22 protein-coding genes are annotated in these 18,575 nt (G+C 53.3%); 17 read left to right on the top strand and 5 right to left on the bottom strand.

Features of this window, described 5'->3' with window-relative positions; all coding sequences use genetic code 11:
* Positions 1-966: a LabA-like NYN domain-containing protein gene (locus tag GCD22_RS10145; protein WP_010638735.1), complete on the top strand. Its 966-nt coding sequence runs from the start codon at positions 1-3 to the stop codon at positions 964-966.
* A 10-nt stretch (positions 967-976) separates the two neighbouring features.
* Here GCD22_RS10145 and argA read toward each other — a convergent pair whose 3' ends face one another.
* The 4 genes from argA to GCD22_RS10125 all read right to left on the bottom strand — a co-directional run bounded on the left by argA (position 977) and on the right by GCD22_RS10125 (position 3,564).
* Entirely contained in the window at positions 977-2,284 is a 1,308-nt protein-coding gene (gene argA, locus GCD22_RS10140; RefSeq protein ID WP_031572124.1) for an amino-acid N-acetyltransferase, read from the bottom strand.
* A 66-nt stretch (positions 2,285-2,350) separates the two neighbouring features.
* A complete protein-coding gene (locus GCD22_RS10135; RefSeq protein WP_031572123.1) occupies positions 2,351-2,662 on the bottom strand; it encodes a BolA family protein in 312 nt (103 codons plus the stop codon).
* Positions 2,659-2,961 carry a YciI family protein gene (locus tag GCD22_RS10130; protein ID WP_024893514.1) on the bottom strand — a complete coding sequence of 101 codons (303 nt, stop codon included), beginning with the start codon at positions 2,959-2,961 and terminating at the stop codon, positions 2,659-2,661. The genes GCD22_RS10135 and GCD22_RS10130 overlap by 4 nt, the downstream gene beginning before the upstream one ends.
* Positions 2,962-3,012: 51 nt before the next feature.
* Positions 3,013-3,564, bottom strand: coding sequence for a septation protein A (locus GCD22_RS10125; protein ID WP_031572122.1), 552 nt, complete (start codon positions 3,562-3,564; stop codon positions 3,013-3,015).
* 63 nt (positions 3,565-3,627) lie between these two features.
* Between GCD22_RS10125 and GCD22_RS10120 the strand changes: the two genes are divergently transcribed.
* Positions 3,628-4,491, top strand: coding sequence for an ATP-binding protein (locus tag GCD22_RS10120; RefSeq protein WP_031572121.1), 864 nt, complete (start codon positions 3,628-3,630; stop codon positions 4,489-4,491).
* A gap of 24 nt (positions 4,492-4,515) precedes the next feature.
* Here the strand turns inward: GCD22_RS10120 and GCD22_RS10115 are convergent, their stop codons facing one another.
* Positions 4,516-5,313: an inositol monophosphatase family protein gene (locus GCD22_RS10115; protein WP_029316069.1), complete on the bottom strand. Its 798-nt coding sequence runs from the start codon at positions 5,311-5,313 to the stop codon at positions 4,516-4,518.
* 110 nt (positions 5,314-5,423) lie between these two features.
* Here GCD22_RS10115 and GCD22_RS10110 point away from each other — a divergent pair, with 110 nt between their 5' ends.
* From GCD22_RS10110 to phoR, 15 genes are all read left to right on the top strand, one after another.
* Positions 5,424-6,191: an RNA methyltransferase gene (locus GCD22_RS10110; protein WP_031572120.1), complete on the top strand. Its 768-nt coding sequence runs from the start codon at positions 5,424-5,426 to the stop codon at positions 6,189-6,191.
* Positions 6,192-6,241: 50 nt separating this feature from the next.
* On the top strand, positions 6,242-6,997 hold the full coding sequence (gene cysE, locus GCD22_RS10105; RefSeq protein WP_024893509.1) for a serine O-acetyltransferase: 756 nt from the start codon (positions 6,242-6,244) through the stop codon (positions 6,995-6,997).
* 45 nt (positions 6,998-7,042) lie between these two features.
* Positions 7,043-7,534 carry an Rrf2 family transcriptional regulator gene (locus GCD22_RS10100; protein ID WP_010638749.1) on the top strand — a complete coding sequence of 164 codons (492 nt, stop codon included), beginning with the start codon at positions 7,043-7,045 and terminating at the stop codon, positions 7,532-7,534.
* A gap of 18 nt (positions 7,535-7,552) precedes the next feature.
* Positions 7,553-8,818, top strand: coding sequence for an IscS subfamily cysteine desulfurase (locus GCD22_RS10095; RefSeq protein WP_077218310.1), 1,266 nt, complete (start codon positions 7,553-7,555; stop codon positions 8,816-8,818).
* A 24-nt stretch (positions 8,819-8,842) separates the two neighbouring features.
* A complete protein-coding gene (gene iscU, locus GCD22_RS10090; protein ID WP_010638752.1) occupies positions 8,843-9,271 on the top strand; it encodes a Fe-S cluster assembly scaffold IscU in 429 nt (142 codons plus the stop codon).
* Positions 9,272-9,281: 10 nt separating this feature from the next.
* Positions 9,282-9,605: an iron-sulfur cluster assembly protein IscA gene (gene iscA, locus GCD22_RS10085; protein WP_010638753.1), complete on the top strand. Its 324-nt coding sequence runs from the start codon at positions 9,282-9,284 to the stop codon at positions 9,603-9,605.
* Positions 9,605-10,222: a Fe-S protein assembly co-chaperone HscB gene (gene hscB, locus GCD22_RS10080; RefSeq protein WP_024893507.1), complete on the top strand. Its 618-nt coding sequence runs from the start codon at positions 9,605-9,607 to the stop codon at positions 10,220-10,222. The genes iscA and hscB overlap by 1 nt, the downstream gene beginning before the upstream one ends.
* Positions 10,223-10,327: 105 nt before the next feature.
* Positions 10,328-12,193, top strand: coding sequence for a Fe-S protein assembly chaperone HscA (gene hscA, locus GCD22_RS10075; protein WP_024893506.1), 1,866 nt, complete (start codon positions 10,328-10,330; stop codon positions 12,191-12,193).
* A complete protein-coding gene (gene fdx / locus GCD22_RS10070; RefSeq protein WP_024893505.1) occupies positions 12,194-12,532 on the top strand; it encodes an ISC system 2Fe-2S type ferredoxin in 339 nt (112 codons plus the stop codon).
* Positions 12,532-12,726 carry a Fe-S cluster assembly protein IscX gene (iscX, locus tag GCD22_RS10065; RefSeq protein ID WP_010638760.1) on the top strand — a complete coding sequence of 65 codons (195 nt, stop codon included), beginning with the start codon at positions 12,532-12,534 and terminating at the stop codon, positions 12,724-12,726. The genes fdx and iscX overlap by 1 nt, the downstream gene beginning before the upstream one ends.
* 12 nt (positions 12,727-12,738) lie before the next feature.
* Entirely contained in the window at positions 12,739-13,803 is a 1,065-nt protein-coding gene (mnmA, locus tag GCD22_RS10060; RefSeq protein ID WP_010638761.1) for a tRNA 2-thiouridine(34) synthase MnmA, read from the top strand.
* A 20-nt stretch (positions 13,804-13,823) separates the two neighbouring features.
* On the top strand, positions 13,824-14,840 hold the full coding sequence (locus GCD22_RS10055) for a potassium channel beta subunit family protein (protein WP_244947517.1): 1,017 nt from the start codon (positions 13,824-13,826) through the stop codon (positions 14,838-14,840).
* A gap of 160 nt (positions 14,841-15,000) precedes the next feature.
* Positions 15,001-16,263, top strand: coding sequence for a DEAD/DEAH box helicase (locus GCD22_RS10050; RefSeq protein ID WP_024893503.1), 1,263 nt, complete (start codon positions 15,001-15,003; stop codon positions 16,261-16,263).
* 113 nt (positions 16,264-16,376) lie between these two features.
* The gene (phoB, locus tag GCD22_RS10045) at positions 16,377-17,093 is read left to right on the top strand and encodes a phosphate regulon transcriptional regulator PhoB (protein ID WP_081577390.1); all 717 of its coding nucleotides are present in this window, start codon (positions 16,377-16,379) and stop codon (positions 17,091-17,093) included.
* Positions 17,094-17,136: 43 nt separating this feature from the next.
* Positions 17,137-18,465 (top strand): phosphate regulon sensor histidine kinase PhoR, encoded by a 1,329-nt coding sequence (gene phoR / locus GCD22_RS10040; protein ID WP_024893501.1) that lies wholly within the window; start codon positions 17,137-17,139, stop codon positions 18,463-18,465.
* The last annotated feature ends 110 nt before the right edge of the window (positions 18,466-18,575 follow it).

Here is an 18,575-nt window from a genome sequence, read left to right as displayed (position 1 = left end):
ATGAGTAATGGTGAATTACATATTGGTGTTTATGTAGATGCGGAAAATGTGCGCTATAACGGCGGCTATGCCATGCGTTATGACGTATTGCGGCGTTTCGCTGCGCGTGAAGATCAGGCGCGCCTGCTGCGCCTGAATACCTATATGGCCGTGGATGGGGAACGCATGAAAAGTGACCGTGAGTACCGGGAAGGTATCCGCAGTTACCAACAGGCGGTTCGTGATCTGGGTTGGAAAATCATTGAAAAGCCCGTGCGTTGGTTTGTGGATGATGAGGGTAATCGGGTTTCAAAAGCTAATGCCGACCTGGATCTGGCGGTGGATGTCATGCTTCAGTCCGAACGACTGGATCAGTTGTTGCTGGTGACCGGAGATGGTGATTTTCTACAGGTAGTCAGGGCACTGCAAAACAAGGGTTGCCGTGTGGAAGTGTTGGCATTTCGCAATGTTTCCAGAGAATTGCAGCACGAGGCTGATGCTTTTTATTCGGGCTATCTGGTGCCTGGTTTGCTCCCGACCCGGGGCGATGTGCGCGTCCCATGGGGAGAAATGGGCTCGCGTATTCGTGGTATTTGTATTCGTTGGGAAGCCGAGCGCGGTTTTGGTTTTATCCGTTTTCTGACCAATATCTCCGCCCGACTCTGGGTGACTGATACGCGTCATGAGGACTCTCCCTACGAATCGGCTTTTGTGCATATTTCCGACTTGCCCCGCGAGCTGGATACGGACGAACTCCCCAGTCGGGATATTATTCTGGAATTTGACATTGAGCCCAGTGAAACCGAAAAAGGCGGGTTCATTGCCCGACGCTGTACGGTGGTCAATCGCTATGATGGACGTAGTGGCGGCATGAGCAAACAACCCGAACGACACAGCCTGGATCGCGGCGAAGAACTGCATTTTGCAGAGACTCGGGAAGCGGAGGAAGCAGTCGAACCAGAAGTTCTGGAGGAGACCACGCCTTAAATCAGTTTTCTCAGAGAATCTGAAAAAAAACCTGACTGCGCCGTTGAAAATTATAGAGCTGCTGCCGTGGAACAGGAAGTTCCTCCAGGCTTCCCTGGCGGAATTTACGCTCCAGAAACCAGTGGGTAGTTTGGGTGCTCAACACAAAAATCTGTGACAATTGCCGTTCTCTGGCCCAGTTCTCACAAAACGCCATCAGCCGCTCACCGCGTCCCTGACGACGATAACGGTTGTCCACTGCCAGACAGGCGACCTCCGCCATGCCCTGATCGGGATAAGGATACACGGCCGCGCAGCCAATAATCTTGCCGTCCCGTTCCATCACCACAAAATGATCTGCTTCCATTTCCAGGCGCTCACGACTGCGTTTGACCAGAATCCCTTTTTCTTCCAGAGGCCGGATCAAAGCGAGAATGCCGGGAATGTCGGCGACCGTGGCCATCCGCATATGTTCAAAGGAATCCCTGGATATCAGCGTGCCCAGGCCATCACGGGTAAACAGTTCGCGGAGCAGGGCACCATCCACATGCCGGGAAATCAGATGAACACGTTCTACGCCCCTGGCACAGGCTGCTCCGGCACTCAGCAGATGCTCGCGGGCATCTGCCGAAATATTTTGACGTTCCAGCAAGCCCGGAATTTCTGATGAGGTCAGTTGTCGCAGGAGCTGTCCATTTCCATCCAGAACGCCGTCCTCGTCCATGTAAAAAACCAGTTTTGCGGCACCCAAAGCAATGGCTGCAGCGACGGCTACTTCTTCAGCACGGATATTGAACAGGGTTCCGGTAGGAGAAACACCGATGGGTGAAAGCAGGACAATTTCGTCACCTGCCAGATGCCGTTCCATGGCCTCATTGGCCACCCGCCGTACTTGCCCGGTACTTTGGTAATCCACCCCGTCGAGAATACCCAAAGGCTGGGCAATGATGAAATTACCGCTGACCACCTGAAGTCCGGCATGTGCCATGGGTGAGCCCATTTGTCCTTCAGACAAAGCTGCTTCCACCACCAGGCGTGCGCCGCCTACCGCTTCCCGCAGTACCTGCATGGCTTCGGGGCTGGTAATGCGCTTACCATTGACGCGTTGCGTTTGTAAGCCATGAACCTGCAGAGCCGCATCAATTTGCGGTCCGGCGCCATGAACCAGCACCACGTTAATCCCCAGGCTGTTGAGCAGAGCAATGTCATGGGCCAGACCGCGAATGCTGCCATCGGCAATGGCATTACCACCGAAGTTGATGACGAAAGTCTGCCCCCGGAAGCGGTGGATATAGGGAGAAGATTCGCGAAAACTGCGGACGAAACTATCAGCAGGCATGTTTTGTCCCTGCAATATCGAACGCAAAGCAGTTATTGTCAGTCAGCAATGATGGCTGCCCGTACGTTACTGGGTATTCAGTGAGATGGTCGGGCGCCGGGTTTTGGGTTTGTTCAGCGCGGCAAATTCTTCGGGAGTATAAGCCTTGACGGCCAGGGCATGAATTTTTTCCCGTACTGACTCTGTTGCCGCGTTGACCAGCCGGTGACGGGCGAGCGGGGTCATACCTTCGAACTGATGGCAGACAATACGCAACTCGTAGTGACCACCACCATCGGACTGCTCGTGGGAACTGTGGGCCTCACTACGATCCTTGATTTCCAGAAATTCGGGATGAAGGGCATCTTCAATGAGTTGTTCAAGCACTTGCTTGTTCATGGTAAAAACACTCCTTTGTAGGGACGAACACTGACATCTGCGTAGACGCCAGCACTGAGATAGGGTTCGGCGGCCGCCCAGGCATGCGCTTCTTCCAGAGAATTAAAACGGGCGATAATCAGGCTACCGGTAAATCCCGCTTCGCCGGGTTCTTCCGTATCAGCAGCCGGGAAAGGGCCCGCTGTCAGCAGTCGCCCTTCGGATTGCAACTGATGCAGGCGCGCCAGATGATCACCCCGGGCGTTTTGTCGCTTGCTCAGGGAATTCGGATTATCAGTGCCAATGATGCAGTAATACATAAGCTTGTCCTGTCAATGAATGAGCGGTATCGGTGTTTCCAGCATCGGCGTTCACGAGTCACTGCCTTTAATTTCCTGGGGAAGTGCCCGGGAAATGACCACGGCCTGGAACAGCACAAAAATGATGGTAATGCCGAGCATACCGAAAAGCTTGAAGTCTACCCAGATACCCGTCGAAAAACTGTAGGCCACCACCAGATTCAGGACCGCGCCAAAAATAAAAAACGTGATCCAGTAGATATTGAGGCGTTTCCAGAAAGACTGCGGTAGGGTAGCCGGCAGTTGACTACCCATCAGGCGCTCGAGCAGTGGCTGATCCCGCCAATGGGTAAACAACAGGACTCCGGCAAAAAGCAGATAGAGGATGCTGGGTTTGACCTTGATGAAGGTGTCATTATGAAAATAGAGAGTCAGGCCACCGAAAATCAGAATCAGCAGCGTAGAGACCCAGGTCATTGTCTCAATACGACCACGGCGCCACCACTGCCAGGCCATGAGCACAATGGCGGCAACAATCAGCACTTCTGTAGCCGTATAAATACCATGAATCTTATACGCTACAAAAAAGAGGATAATGGGCAGAAAGTCGGTAAGCAGTTTCATGACGGGACGCAGTAATATAGAGTGGAACTTGGCTATCTAATCACAGAAAGGAGTTTATGGACAGTGGTACGTCAGCATTTGCTTCAAAGTTTAGCAGCGCTGCTGGGGGATAGCAGTGATCATCCCTTGCCGGATTTCGCCAGCATCAAGGCTGCGCGTTGGCGACATTTGCCACTGGGTGGGCGTCTGGAGGCCGTCAGCCGGGTGGATTTGCCGGATATGGAGGAGTTGTTGGGTATTGACGAAACCAAGGCGGCCCTGGAACTGAATACCCGGCAGTTTGTGGCCGGATTCCCGGCCAATGACGCCCTGCTCTGGGGCGGAAGGGGAACGGGAAAGTCTTCCCTGGTCAAAGCCTTGCTACGTCGTTATGCGGATCAGGGCTTTCGTCTGATTGAAATAGACGCGGATGGCATTCTCGATTTGCCGGAAATACTGGCCGCCCTGCAGGCTGCTGATCCCGTACAGCGTTATCACTTTGCCCTGTTTTGTGATGATTTGTCTTTTGGTTCTGACGATCCTGGCTATAAGGCCCTCAAATCACTGCTCGATGGCGGTGTGGAGGCGCGGCCCGATAATGTGCTTTTGTATGCCACCAGTAACAGGCGTCATCTCATGCCCCGGCATTTTTCCGACAATGAAGAATATCACCGTCATGGTGATGAGATTATTGCGGGAGAAACGGCTGAGGAAAAAATCAGTTTATCTGAGCGCTTCGGTTTGTGGTTGGGTTTTTACCCCTTTGATCAGACCATGTATCTGGATATTTGTGCCATCCATTTGCGGCGTCTGAATATGCCGGCGGATCCTGAACAATGGCAGGAGGAAGCCTTGCGCTGGGCACTGCAGCGTGGCTCCCGCAGCGGGCGGGTAGCCCGCCAGTTTGCCCGGCACTGGGCCGGATCAAAGTCACTGGCAGGACAGTAAAACACCGCGCCCGGGCTGCGGGTTTCAGGCCTTGGGCTTGTTGATTTCCTGGCTGATGATGTGGAGCATCTGCGCATGGACGCGCAGATTGCCAGCCACGATGTTGCCATTTTCCAGAAATCCCTGGTCCCCCGTGAAGTCGGTGGCGACCCCACCGGCCTCCTGAACCAGCAGTGCGCCCGCTGCCAGATCCCAGGGTTTGAGGTTGAATTCCCAGAATCCATCATAACGGCCGGCGGCCACATAAGCCAGATCCAGAGCGGCGGAACCTGGACGACGAATCCCTGCAGTTTTCAGCATGAAGGCCTTGAAGGTGGCAAGATAGGTATCCAGATAGGAAAAATCCCGAAAAGGAAATCCGGTACCCAGAAGCGCACCATCCAGATCTTTGCGTTGGGCAATGCGCAGGCGGCGATCATTGAGATGGGCGCCGCCGCCGCGCGTGGCGGTAAACAGCTCATCGTGGATGGGATTGTAAATAACTGCATGTTCCAGTCGGTCAAAATGTTTAATGCCAATGGAAACACAGAGCTGTGGCATGCCATGAATGAAATTGGTGGTGCCGTCGAGAGGATCGATAATCCATTCAAAATCCTTGTCGGGAATCCGGTTGCCTTCTTCGGCCAGAATGCCATGATCCGGGTAGGCGCGGCGGATGATTTCGACAATGGCGGCCTCGGCGCGTTGATCCACGTCGGTCACAAAGTCATTGTGCGCTTTGCTGGTGATGGTGATTTCATTGACCCGGGCAAAACTGCGATTGATGATATCGCCGGCTTTGCGGGCGGCACGGATAGCGGTAACTAATATGGGATGCTGCATGGGAACCCTTTGGCAAAACAAATTGGACGCAGTATAAGGGAGAACGGCAATGAGCGCACGAATAGCGCTGCGCATCAAACTAAACAGCGCGTTATCAGGAGCAAGCTAGCTTGAGTACAAAATTTCTGGAGAGGCTGCGGGTGGTTCTGGTGGAAACCAGCCATCCGGGCAATATTGGCGCTACTGCCCGCGCCATGAAAGTGATGGGACTGCAACATCTGGTCCTGGTGAATCCACGTTTTTTTCCTCATCCTGAAGCGACAGCACTGGCATCAGGTGCCGAGGATATTCTTGAACGGGCGCAAGTCACAGCAGATCTGGCTGCAGCCTTGCAGGGCTGCCACAAGGTCTATGGAACCAGTGCCCGGGATCGCCGCATTCAGTGGCCCGTATTGGATGCCCGCGAGGCGGCTGTGGAAATGGTTGCGGAACTTGCTGACGGAAATTGTGCGCTGGTTTTTGGCCGTGAGCGCACGGGGCTCAGCAATGAGGAGCTGGATCACTGTCAGGTTCTGGTGAATATTCCCACGGCGGAATTATATCATTCCCTGAATCTTGGTCAGGCGGTGCAGGTTCTGGCATACGAACTGCACATGGCGACTCTTCAGGCAAATCTGGAGCCGCACCCTGATCCCGATGTAACCAGCGTAGAACTGGCAGCGCCTATGGAGGACATGGAAGGTTTTTATGATCATCTGGAGCAGGTTCTGCGGCAAAGTGGTTTTTTACAGGAAATTCGTGCCATCCGGATGATGCGTCGATTGCGTCGTCTCTATGACCGGGCCCGGCCTACGGTTAATGAAGTCAACATTCTGCGTGGCATACTTACCGAAATACAGCGCTGGGCGACGAATAGTAGACAAAAAGGGTCGGGATAGTCTTTAATGCGGTCTGGCAAGGGCTCGTAAAACCTGGAGGAACATAACGAATGGCTGGTCATTGGCGTGCTGACCTGGATGCCGTATTTGCCCGTGATCCTGCCGCCCGCAATCGTCTTGAGGTTCTGCTGACCTATCCCGGTGTGCATGCCCTGTTTATGCACCGTCTTGCCCATGGGCTATGGAAACGGCGCTGGCGCTTGCTGGCCCGCAGTCTTGCGGCTTTTTCTCGTTTTTGGACGGGCATTGAAATTCATCCTGGTGCCTGCATTGGGCAGCGCTTTTTTATTGATCATGGCATGGGTGTAGTGATCGGTGAGACGGCAGAAATTGGTGACGATTGTACGCTTTATCATGGCGTTACCCTAGGTGGAACGTCCTGGCAACCGGGCAAGCGTCATCCCACATTGGGTAATGGCGTGATTGTCGGCGCGGGGGCCAAAGTGCTGGGACCCATTATGGTTGGCGATCAGGCTCGGGTTGGTTCCAATGCGGTCGTGGTCAAATCGGTTCCGGCAGGGGCGACAGTGGTGGGTATTCCCGGCCGGGTCGTAAATAAAGGGGAACAACACCCGGATAATTTTGAAGCCTATGGACTGACTGGGCAGATGCCTGACCCGGTAGCGCGAGCGATAGAATGCATGCTTGAACACATGCATCGCCAGGATGCCGAGATCACCCAGATCAGATCCGGATTACAACAATTACAACCGCGTGAAGCCTTGATGCCGGTCGAGGAAATCGCTTGTTCTCTGGAAGCAGGGCCGGATTCTGCCGAACAGGGAACTTCAAAACAGAATACTTGACTAAATTAGTACAGATAGTAGGATGTGCAGCAGAGGTTACCTGATATGAAATTGACGACGAAAGGCCGCTATGCCGTAACAGCCATGCTGGATTTGGCCCTGCACCAGAGTGATGGCGTGGTGACGGTGGCGGATGTTTGCCAACGTCAGCAAATATCTGTGGCTTATCTGGAGCAGTTGTTTGGACGTATGCGGCGCTTCGGACTGATTGAAAGTGTACGTGGGCCAGGTGGAGGTTATCGGCTGGCTGTACCGGATTCAGAAATTCCCCTGACCAGGATTGTCGAAGCGGTTAATGAGTCCATCAGTACAACCCAGTGCGGTGGCGAACCGCAAAACTGCTGCAAGGGTGATGGCCAGCAATGCCTGACTCATGATTTGTGGGAAGAATTGGGCGAGCGCATCGCCAGTTTTCTCGGGAATATCACCTTGGGTGATCTGGTTGCCCGACATTTACAAAAAGAATCGGCGCAGGGTGTGCCGATTCGTATGCAAAATCGCCATGCGTTGCATGCGGCAACACATGATACCGCTTGATACCGTGAGGTGCAGAAAATGAATCAACCCCAAATTATCGACCTGGAAAGCAAGAAACCCTTGCTGATTAACCCGGATCGTCCCATTTATCTGGATTATCAGGCGACTACGCCGGTAGACCCACAGGTGTTGGAACAGATGCTGCCTTATTTGACCCATGATTTTGGCAATGCAGCGAGCCGTTCCCATGCTTATGGCTGGACAGCAGAAAAAGCCGTCGAAAAAGCCCGTCAGCAGGTGGCGGATGCGCTTCATGCGGATCCCCGGGAAATTGTCTGGACCTCCGGCGCAACAGAGGCCACTAATCTGGCCTTGAAAGGTGCGGCGCATTTTTATTCCGGTAAAGGCAAGCACATTATCACCCTGCGCACCGAGCATAAGGCAACTCTGGACACCTGCCGTCAGTTGGAGCGGGAAGGTTTTGAGGTCACTTATCTGGAGGTTCAGGAAGATGGTCTGGTCGATCTGAAGGCTTTCGAAGCCGCCATTCGTCCGGACACCATCATCGCCTCGGTGCTGTTCGTAAATAATGAAATCGGCGTCATCCAGCCCATGGAAGAAATTGGCCGGATTTTGCGGACGCACAAGGTCCTTTTTCATGTGGATGCGGTGCAGGCGCTGGGTAAGATACCAGTAGATGTAGAAGCCATTCAGGCGGACATGATGAGCCTGTCCGGACACAAGATTTATGGCCCCAAAGGCATCGGTGCACTATATGTCCGGCGTAAGCCCCGGGTGCGCGTGGAAGCTCAGGTGCATGGTGGTGGTCACGAACGGGGTATGCGTTCAGGTACTTTGCCCACGCACCAGATTGTCGGTATGGGAGCAGCTGCGGAACTAGCCGTTCAGTTGATGGATGCTGATGCCCAAAGAATTGGTAAATTGCGCGATCGTCTGCTCAAAGGCATTCAGGATCGTGTTGAGGAAACCTATATTAATGGCAGCATGGAACATCGGGTTCCGCATAACCTGAACATCAGTTTTGCCTTTGTCGAAGGCGAATCTTTGATCATGGCCCTGAAGGAAATTGCGGTTTCCAGCGGTTCAGCCTGTACTTCAGCCAGTCTGGAGCCGTCTTACGTGCTTCGGGCATTGGGTAAATCCGACGAATTAGCCCATAGTTCCATTCGTTTCGGTATTGGGCGCTTTACGACCGAGGCAGAAATTGATGCCACCATCGAGTTGATAGCGGGCAAAGTGGGCAAATTGCGGGAGTTGTCACCGCTTTGGGAAATGCATCTTGAAGGCATAGATCTTAACAGTATTCAGTGGGCCGCACATTAAGGCCCTCAAGCAAGGAGAATAGTCATGGCATACAGCGAAAAAGTGATTGATCATTATGAAAATCCCCGGAATGTCGGGGCGATGGACAAGGATGATAGTGGGGTTGGCACCGGCATGGTAGGCGCGCCCGCATGTGGAGACGTCATGCGTCTGCAGATCAAGGTGAACGAGCAGGGCATTATCGAAGATGCCAAGTTCAAGACCTATGGTTGCGGTTCGGCCATTGCCTCCAGCTCACTGGTTACCGAGTGGGTCAAGGGTAAAACTCTGGACGAGGCCATGACGATCAAAAACAGTCATATTGCCGAAGAGCTGGAACTGCCGCCCGTCAAAATCCATTGCTCCGTGTTGGCGGAAGATGCCATCAAGGCGGCTGTGGAAGACTATCGCAGCAAGCGGGGTGCCGGGCAGGCCAGTCAAACTGAAGTAGCTGCCGCCCAGGTGGCACATTAAGGATACGGTCATGGCTTTGACTTTATCGGAAAGTGCGGTCCAGCAGGTACGAAAAAGCATTGCCAAACGTGGCAAGGGCTTGGGAATTCGTATCGGGGTCAAAACCAGCGGCTGTTCCGGGCTGTCCTATGTAATGGAATTTGTCGATACGCCCAACCCCGAGGATATGGTTTTTCCCCATGACGACGTGAGTCTGTTCGTGGATCCTAAAAGCCTTATTTATCTGGACGGGACGGAGCTGGATTTTACCCGTGAAGGCCTGAATGAAGGGTTTCGCTTCAACAACCCCAATGTGAAGGACTCCTGCGGCTGCGGCGAGAGCTTCACGACCTGATGGCAGGAGTATGCATTCAGTGCGGGGCGGAGCTCAATGCTCCCCCCGCACTTTGTCATTCTTGTGGAGCTATTCAGCCTTTTCGTGCGGAGCTGTCCCTGTTCGATGTGGTCGGGTTGCCGGAAAGCTATGATCTGAATCTGCAGGCATTACGGAGTCAGGTATTGCAGTTGCAGAAAGTCCTGCATCCCGACCGCTTTGCCCAGGCAGAAGCGACGACCCGGCGCTTTTCCCTGGAGTGGAGTACGCGGCTGAATGAAGCGCTGGCGGTACTGCGTGATCCCCTGAAGCGTGCGGACTATTTGTTGCAACGTCAGGGAATTGATGCCCTGGGTGAACAGGTCAAGGTGGCTGATCCGTCACTGCTGATGACCCAGATGGTGTATCGTGAGCGTCTGGAAGATCTGCTTGCAGCCAGGGACCAGAACGGGTTGGATCAATTGCGTGGAGAAGTGGAAGACGCTTCATCCAAAGCGGTAAATAAGCTTCACATCCTCTTGAAAAATCTGCCCTGCGAACAGGTTGACGAGGCTGGATCTGTGCTGCGTGAGTTACAGTTTCTGGACAAACTCCTGGGTGAAATTGAGCGTGGCGAAGAGTCCTTGCAAAACCTGTAGTTTTTTGGATGCATCACACGAACTTTTAAGATAAAGCCTGGCGTAGTTGCTTTGCAGGAACCATACTCAGAGCTTTTTTATCATGAATAAACAAGGTGCTATAGCATGGCTTTAATGCAAATTGCAGAACCGGGCATGACTGCTGATCCGCATCAGCGGCGGCTGGCTATTGGGATTGATCTGGGAACTACCCATTCTCTAGTAGCTTCTGTTTTGTCTGCGCTGCCGACGGTCATGCGCAACCATGACGGGCAATATTTGTTACCCTCGGTGGTGCGTTACTGCGAAGACGACAAGGTGGTTGTGGGTTATCCGGCACAGGCGGCAGCGGGACAGGATCCCCATAACACTATTGCTTCGGTCAAGCGTTTTATGGGTCGTGGTCATGAAGACGTCCAGCTTTTGGCCGGGCACTTACCCTATGATCTGGTGCCCGCTGAAGGCATGATTCGCCTGCGTACGCGTGCGGGTGAAAAGTCTCCCGTTGAGGTTTCTGCAGAAATTCTTAAGGTTCTGAAAAATCTCGCAGAGGAAACGCTGGGGTCTGAGCCCGAGGGTGTCGTGATTACCGTGCCCGCCTATTTTGATGAGGCGCAGCGGCAGGCGACCAAAGATGCTGCCCGTCTTGCTGGCTTGAATGTTTTGCGCCTGCTGGCCGAGCCAACGGCAGCGGCAGTGGCGTATGGACTGGATAAAAAAAGTGAAGGTCTTTTTGCCATTTATGACCTCGGCGGCGGCACTTTTGATATCTCCATTTTACGCCTGCAGGCGGGAGTGTTTGAAGTGCTGGCAACTGCCGGTGATACGGCCCTGGGTGGCGATGACATGGACCATGCCATCGCTGAATGGTTGATGGCGGAGAGTGGTATCCATCTGGATGATCCACTCTGGCGTCGTCAAGTTCTGCAACAGGCGCGGCAGGCCAAGGAAGCCTTAACAGATCAGGAGCAGGTTGAGCTGACGCTGGACTCCGGGCAGGGTGCTCCCCGCATCATCCAATTGACGCGAAAGCAGCTTGAAACCCTCATTCAGCCTGTTTTACAGCGCACCCTTCCAGCCTGCCGGCGCGCCCTGCGTGATGCAGGTCTGAAAGTGGCGGATGTGGATGGGGTGGTGCTGGTAGGAGGGGCAACCCGGGTTCCGGCCCTGCGTCGTCTGGTGGCCGAATTTTTTCAGCAGCCCGTATTGACTGATATTGATCCTGATCAGGTGGTGGCTTTGGGTGCGGCCATTCAGGCCGATGCGTTGGTGGGCAATCAGCGCGAAGATTTACTGTTGATGGATGTTCTGCCCCTTTCTTTGGGTCTGGAGACCATGGGCGGGCTGGTGGAAAAAATTATTTCCCGGAATACCCCTATCCCCGCTGCCAAGGCCCAGGAGTTCACGACTTTCAAGGACGGCCAGACGGCTATGAGTATTCATGTGCTCCAGGGGGAGCGGGACCTGGTGCAGGATTGTCGTTCTCTGGCGCGTTTCAGCTTGCGCGGGATTCCCCCAATGGTAGCCGGAGCTGCCCGCATCCGCGTGACTTTTCAAGTGGATGCTGATGGACTGTTAACGGTATCTGCAGAAGAAACGAGTACAGGTGTGCGTTCTGAGGTGCTGGTCAAACCCAGTTTTGGTCTGAATGACGATGAAATTGCCCGCATGCTCCAGGATTCTTTTGCGCATGGGGCTGAAGACATAGCGCATCGGCGTCTTTCTGAAGCACGGGTAGAAGGGGAACGGGTGCGCGAAGCCTTGCAAGGTGCCTTATCGACAGATGCTGCCTTGCTGCAAGCGGACGAAAAAGCCCGATTGGATGCCGCCAGTCAGCATTTAGAGCAGTGTCTGGCAGGCAGTGATGCAGATGCCATCAGTAAAGCCGCCGAGGCTGTGGAAGCTGCAGCCGAACCTCTGGTGCAGCGACGCATGGATAGTGCCTTGCGGCGGGCTATTGCCGGCCGTTCCATAGATGATCTGGGAGAGTGAATGACTAAAATACAAGTACTACCCAATGCTGAACTTTGCCCCGAAGGGGCGGAGTTTGAGGCGGAGCCGGGGGAAACCATCATTGCTGCGGCCATGCGCAACCATATAGCGATTGAACATGCCTGTGAAATGTCCTGTGCCTGTACGACCTGTCATGTCATTTTGCGTAAAGGTTTTGACAGCCTCAAAGCAGCCGAAGAAAAAGAGGAGGATCTTCTTGACAAGGCCTGGGGTCTGGAGCCCACTTCGCGCCTGAGTTGTCAGGCCAAAGTGGCGGAAACCCCTCTCGTCATTGAAATACCCAAGTACACCATCAATCTGGAAAAGGAGCGGCACTGATGCATTGGGGCGATACCATGGACATTGTTTTCGCACTGGATGAAGCACACCCCGATGCAGATGTGCAGTTACTCCGGTTCACGGATTTGCATCGCTGGATTGTGGAGCTTGCAGATTTTGATGATGATCCTGAAAAGTCCAGTGAAGGGGTTCTCGAAGCCATCCAGATGGCCTGGCTGGCAGAGCGGGACTAAGGACAGATTAACATGGCGGCGCCCAAGGCATTGGTGGCACTTTCCGGCGGTGTGGATTCAGCGGTAGCTGCGATTCTCATGCAGGAACAGGGCTATGACCTGATCGGTGTTACCATGCGCCTGTGGCCGAAAAGTCGTTGTTGCGACGAGAAAGATATTGAAGACGCAGCCGAAGTCTGTGCCCGGCTCAATATCCCTTATCAGGTTCTGGATTATCGCGAGGCTTTTCGCCAGCAGGTTGTGGATGTGTTTGTGGCAGAATATCAGGCGGGGCGAACGCCCAATCCCTGTGCCCGCTGCAATCAGTTTCTCAAGTTCGATGCCCTGTTGGAAGAAGGGAAAAAGCTGGGGGCGACGATTCTCGGTACGGGTCATTATGCCCGTCTTCAGGAAACCCCTTCCGGGATGTCTTTGCTGCGGGGTGAGGACGCAGCCAAAGATCAGTCCTATTTTCTGTTTGCTCTGAATGCTGGTCTGCTGCCACAGTTGTGTTTTCCGGTGGGTGAAATGAATAAGGACGCGGTTCGGGCCATCGCCCGGCGGCACGGTTTGCCGGTGGCAGCTAAACAGGACTCTCAGGATATCTGCTTTGTTCCGGACGGGGACTATCGGCGTTTCCTGGCGGATTATGCCGGCCTTGATATGGAGCAGGAAGGGGAGATGGTCGATAGCAGCGGTCAAGTGATCGGGCATCATTCCGGAACCCTGAATTTTACCGTAGGACAGCGCAAAGGTCTGGGTGGCGGCAATGGCCAGCCGCGCTACGTGCTGGCCCTGGACCCGGTTCGTAATCAGGTGCGCGTCGGTAGTGAAAATGAGTTGTATCAGCCTCAGGCCTATTTGCAGGACTGCAACTGGCTGACGCCCCTGTCTGCTTCTGATGAACACCCTGTGACCGTCAAGTTGCGGTATCGCTCGCGCCCGGAGCCGGGACTGTTGCTCCTGAAGGAAGATGGTCGTGCCGAAATCCGCTTTCATGAAGCACAACGGGCCATTACTCCCGGTCAGGCGGCGGTGTGTTATCAGGGCGAGCGTCTGATTGGTGGTGGCTGGATCAGTAGCGCCCATGGTGTTTGATTGATAAGGAGAGTCAATAGATGTCTGCAGATTCAAAAAGCAATTCGATGATTTATCGTCATCTCGGCCGCAGCGGTTTACAGGTTAGTCTGTTTTCTTTGGGCTCCTGGGTCACCTTCCATAACCAGGTAGATGCTTCAGGCGTTCGCGAAATGATGGCTATGGCCTGGGATGCCGGGGTCAATTTTTTCGATAACGCAGAAGTATATGCCAACGGTGAAAGTGAGCTGTTAATGGGTAAGGCTTTGAAAGAACTAGCCTGGAATCGTCTTGATTTTGTGATTTCCAGTAAGTTTTTTTGGGGGTTGAAGCCGGTTGGTGGAAAACAGTCCAGGACCAACAGTCAAAATACGCTCAACCGGAAATATTTAATGCAGGCTATTGATGGCAGTCTGCAGCGTCTGAAACTGGATTATCTGGATCTTATATTCTGCCATCGCGCTGATCCTCATACCCCTGTTGAGGAAACAGTTTGGGCGATGCATAACATTATCGAACAGGGCAAGGCACTTTACTGGGGAACCAGTGAGTGGAGTGCTGATGAAATTCGTGCTGCCTGGGAAGTCGCCGAGCGTCATCATTTGCATAAACCGGTGATGGAGCAGCCACAGTACCATTTGTTCCATCGTCAGCGTGTAGAAAAGGAATATGCCAGATTGTACAAAGACATAGGTCTTGGTTTGACCACCTGGAGTCCGCTGGCCTCAGGACTTTTGACAGGTAAATATATTGAAGGAATTCCTGATGGTAGTCGTGGTGCCATGCAAAATATGTCATTTTTACAGGAAGAATTACTGGATCAGCAAAAAAATCATGCTGTAGCTCAATTGCAGGAAATTGCGCACTCATTGGATTGTAGTGTCGCACAATTGGCTTTAGCCTGGGTGGCTCATAATCCCAGAGTCAGTACAGTTATTCTTGGAGCATCTCGTCCTGAACAATTACAAGAAAATCTTGCTGCGTTGGATGTTCTGAAGAAGCTGAATCCGGAAACGGTGGATAAGATTGAAGGTTTGACGGCGAAATTTGCCGATTAACTCATTTTATTCTCGTATTTATGTTTATATTCTGATAAAGTCCGTTCGCCAACATGATACAGTCTATATGATGGCCCTTTGCATTGGTCCCCACCTTGAGAAGCGTCTGCCCAGACTGACGCCCTAGCGGCGAGGCCGGTGTTTTTTTGGAGTAAATCCCATGTCGTCTGATTTTGCATCTCTCGGTCTTTCCGAGCCCATTTGGCGTGCTGCAGCGGAACGCGGTTATACCACCCCCACACCTATTCAGGAACAAGCCATACCGGTGGTCATGTCAGGCGTGGATTTGCTGGCTGGTGCGCAAACCGGAACGGGCAAAACGGCTGCTTTTGCCATGCCGATTCTCCACAAACTGGCCGCCACGTCGGAAACTGCGTTTCATGGTCCTTCCAGCGTGCGCGCCCTGGTGTTGGTCCCTACCCGGGAACTGGCTGCCCAGGTAGAAGAAAGCGTGCAGCTTTACGGAAAGAATTTGTCTTTGCGCTCCCTGATTCTGATCGGTGGCGTCAAAATCAATCCCCAAATGCAGAAGCTGCGACGCAGTGTGGATGTGCTGGTGGCGACGCCAGGGCGCCTTCTGGATCATATTCAGCAACGCAGTGTGGATTTGTCGCATGTTGAAATTCTGGTCCTGGATGAAGCGGATCGTATGCTGGATATGGGGTTTATCCGGGATATTCGCCGGATTCTAGCAGTGTTGCCTAAAAAACGTCAGAACTTGTTGTTTTCTGCAACTTTTTCTCCGGAAATCAGAACACTGGCAGACGGCCTCCTGAATAATCCGGTCAGTGTCGAAGTGGCCAGTCGTAACGCCACTGCCGATACGGTTTCCCAGCGCTTTTTGGCGGTAGATCAGGATCGTAAAAGAGAACTCCTGACCCATCTTATTGGTGAACAGCAATGGCATCAGGTGCTGGTGTTTACGCGTACCAAGCATGGTGCGGATCGACTGGCGAAACATCTCTCCCAGGGGGGCATGCAGGCCATGGCCATTCACGGTGATAAAAGCCAGGGTGCCCGTACCCGTGCGCTGGCTGAATTCAAGGAAGGTAAGGTGCGGGTGTTGGTGGCTACGGACATTGCAGCACGAGGCATTGATATCAATGAATTACCTCATGTGGTGAACTATGAACTGCCGCATGTGCCGGAGGACTATGTGCACCGTATTGGGCGTACCGGCCGCGCCGGTAATAATGGTCAGGCGGTTTCTCTGGTCAGCGTCGATGAACGTAAACAGTTATCGGACGTAGAGAAACTTCTGAAGCGCTCCTTTACCAAAGAAACCATTGTGGGTTTCGAGCCCAAGCAAAGCTTTTCCAGTCAGCCGCATGCGCCGCATACGCGTCGTCCGGCCGCGCCCGGCGCTCAGCGCCGGGCGCCTTCACGTTCGACTGGTGGCGGGAATCGGTTTCGGGATCGATAAAATCCGCTTATAAATTTTGCTGGACATTATTTGTCTGGTTTTTGGCTTGGCAGACCCCCCGCTGATCAGTCACAATGCTGCGAGAAGGGGCGTCAATCCGAGAAAAGGCAGACATGGAAGAAGAGAAGATTTCATCTGCACGCATTCTGGTTGTTGAGGATGAAGAGGGTATTCAGGAATTGTTGCGGGTTGCCCTGAAGCGTCAGGGTTTTGAGGTGTGTTGTGAAAGCAGTGTAGAATCCGCTGAGCCGGCACTACAGAGTTGGGCACCTCAGCTTGTTATTCTGGACTGGATGCTACCGGGTGAAAATGGTCTCGCCTGGTGTCGGGCCTTGCGGCGTTGTGAAGAAACCCAAAAACTGCCGATCATTCTTCTGACTGCCCGAGGTGAGGAAGGGGATAGGGTGCATGGCCTGGAATCGGGGGCAGATGATTATCTGGCCAAGCCCTTTTCACCACGTGAGCTGGTGGCCCGCGTCAATGCCTTGTTGCGCCGCAGTTATGGTAATAATTCTGCCGGTGTGGTGAAGCTGGGTGAGTTGCATGTAGACCTGCGCGCGCATCGGGTTTATGTCAAAGATGTCCAGTTGCATCTGGGACCCACAGAATTCCGTTTGCTGCGCCTGTTTGTGACCAATCCAGATCGGGTTTTTTCTCGCGATATGTTGCTGGATCAGATTTGGGGCCGACAAAGTTTTATCGAAGAACGCACGGTCGATGTCCATATCCGCCGTTTACGGCGGGTTCTTGACGAATACGGTCACGCGCCCTTGATTGAGACAGTTCGTGGTGAAGGTTACAGATGTAGTGCAGTGGTCAGTGACGTATGAACATGGCATCGCCTAACTTTTTGAAGAATATATTTTTATTTTTGTGAAAACCTTACGCGCCTGGTTTTATCCGCTGGCCGTATGGGCCCTGATACCCCTTTTTCTGGCCGCAGACAGTTTACGTGCCTGGTCTTATTTACCTCCCGTGATCATCGCCTTGATTCTGGCGATCTGGGTTGCCTGGCATCGGCAACAATCCCAAAGTTTCAGTGCCTGGTTCCGTAATCCCGATACTCATCTTCCCCCCCTCGCTGGAGGGCTCTGGGAGGAAACGTTTGCCGACGGTTATCACTGGCGGCGGGACCAGGAGGCCCGACAACGTCAGTTAAGTGCCCAGATTCTTCAGCTGCGCGATGCGCTCCAGGCAATGCCAGACGTGGTAGTGCTCATGGATGAGCGCGGTCAGTTGGTCTGGGTGAATCCTTCAGGTATTCGCCTCTTGCAACTGCAATGGCCGGATGATGTTGGCAAACCCCTGGCCTTCTGGTTGCGTACCCCCAATCTGCGGGCATTTTTAAGCGGTGAGGGCCCTTCAAGTTTGCAACTGGCTGCTCCATCAGATGCCCAGTTGTTTTTGGAGGGCGTGCGTTATCCTTTGGCTGATGCCGGAGCCTTGGTGATTTTTCGGGATGTGACCCGTATTCGCCAACTGGAGCAGGTACGCCAGGATTTTGTGGCCAACGTCTCCCACGAGCTGCGCAGTCCGTTGACTGTTGTGCGGGGCTTCCTGGAAAACCTGCTGGATGGTCCGCTGGCCGAAGACGAAGAAGTAGGCAGCCAGTTGCATTTGATGGAGCAGCAAACCCTGCGGATGCAATCCCTGGTGGAGGATTTGCTCTCTCTGGCGCGTATGGAGGCGGCCGAAGCCGAACCAGAGCGCTGTGATACGATCATTTTCAGTGCATTGATCGAGGGCGTGCTGGACACGCTCAAGCCCAATATATCCGAAAAAAGACTGAAAATTCACAAGCACCTGGACGAGACTCTGGGTATTTTTGCGGAGCAGGTAGACTTGACCAGTATCGTCCGTAATCTCCTAGAAAATGCAATCAAGTACACCCCCGCCGGGCGCAGCATCAGCATAAGCTGGGGCCGTGGTCCCGATGGTCTCAGGCTGACGGTGCAGGATACCGGAGATGGGATTGCTACCGAACATCTGCAAAGAATTACGGAACGTTTTTATCGGGTGGATAAGGGAAGATCCCGGAGGATGGGAGGTACAGGTCTGGGACTTGCCATTGTTCGCCATGCAGTAGAACGCTATCAGGGACATTTGGAAGTACATAGCGAAATTGGTCAGGGAGCGGTATTTACCGCACTGTTTCCCTTGTCTCTAGCGCGTAGTGCTGTCAGCGGTGAAAATGTGTCATAAAACGGTAATAAAACTCTGCTATTGTAGGTTGTCTATGCTGTAGGCTTCATACCGGAAGGTTGCGCACCAATATGAAAATTAAAAATGCATACAAGACACGTCGGCTCAGT

Source organism: Acidithiobacillus thiooxidans ATCC 19377, from assembly GCF_009662475.1.
Lineage (GTDB): Bacteria > Pseudomonadota > Gammaproteobacteria > Acidithiobacillales > Acidithiobacillaceae > Acidithiobacillus > Acidithiobacillus thiooxidans.
Note: the sequence above shows the minus strand (reverse complement) of the source record. Positions and strands in the feature narration are given on the sequence as shown.

Excerpts from the sequence above, each read along its gene's own strand:
- iscX (WP_010638760.1), top strand. The coding sequence starts at position 12,532 with ATGCATTGGGGCGATACCATGGACATTGTTTTCGCACTGGATGAAGCA.
- GCD22_RS10055 (WP_244947517.1), top strand. The coding sequence starts at position 13,824 with ATGTCTGCAGATTCAAAAAGCAATTCGATGATTTATCGTCATCTCGGC.
- GCD22_RS10100 (WP_010638749.1), top strand. The coding sequence starts at position 7,043 with ATGAAATTGACGACGAAAGGCCGCTATGCCGTAACAGCCATGCTGGAT.
- iscA (WP_010638753.1), top strand. The coding sequence starts at position 9,282 with ATGGCTTTGACTTTATCGGAAAGTGCGGTCCAGCAGGTACGAAAAAGC.
- GCD22_RS10050 (WP_024893503.1), top strand. The coding sequence starts at position 15,001 with ATGTCGTCTGATTTTGCATCTCTCGGTCTTTCCGAGCCCATTTGGCGT.
- argA (WP_031572124.1), bottom strand. The coding sequence starts at position 2,284 with ATGCCTGCTGATAGTTTCGTCCGCAGTTTTCGCGAATCTTCTCCCTAT.
- fdx (WP_024893505.1), top strand. The coding sequence starts at position 12,194 with ATGACTAAAATACAAGTACTACCCAATGCTGAACTTTGCCCCGAAGGG.
- hscB (WP_024893507.1), top strand. The coding sequence starts at position 9,605 with ATGGCAGGAGTATGCATTCAGTGCGGGGCGGAGCTCAATGCTCCCCCC.
- mnmA (WP_010638761.1), top strand. The coding sequence starts at position 12,739 with ATGGCGGCGCCCAAGGCATTGGTGGCACTTTCCGGCGGTGTGGATTCA.
- hscA (WP_024893506.1), top strand. The coding sequence starts at position 10,328 with ATGGCTTTAATGCAAATTGCAGAACCGGGCATGACTGCTGATCCGCAT.
- iscU (WP_010638752.1), top strand. The coding sequence starts at position 8,843 with ATGGCATACAGCGAAAAAGTGATTGATCATTATGAAAATCCCCGGAAT.
- GCD22_RS10145 (WP_010638735.1), top strand. The coding sequence starts at position 1 with ATGAGTAATGGTGAATTACATATTGGTGTTTATGTAGATGCGGAAAAT.
- GCD22_RS10135 (WP_031572123.1), bottom strand. The coding sequence starts at position 2,662 with ATGAACAAGCAAGTGCTTGAACAACTCATTGAAGATGCCCTTCATCCC.
- GCD22_RS10130 (WP_024893514.1), bottom strand. The coding sequence starts at position 2,961 with ATGTATTACTGCATCATTGGCACTGATAATCCGAATTCCCTGAGCAAG.
- GCD22_RS10115 (WP_029316069.1), bottom strand. The coding sequence starts at position 5,313 with ATGCAGCATCCCATATTAGTTACCGCTATCCGTGCCGCCCGCAAAGCC.
- phoB (WP_081577390.1), top strand. The coding sequence starts at position 16,377 with ATGGAAGAAGAGAAGATTTCATCTGCACGCATTCTGGTTGTTGAGGAT.
- GCD22_RS10125 (WP_031572122.1), bottom strand. The coding sequence starts at position 3,564 with ATGAAACTGCTTACCGACTTTCTGCCCATTATCCTCTTTTTTGTAGCG.
- GCD22_RS10095 (WP_077218310.1), top strand. The coding sequence starts at position 7,553 with ATGAATCAACCCCAAATTATCGACCTGGAAAGCAAGAAACCCTTGCTG.
- cysE (WP_024893509.1), top strand. The coding sequence starts at position 6,242 with ATGGCTGGTCATTGGCGTGCTGACCTGGATGCCGTATTTGCCCGTGAT.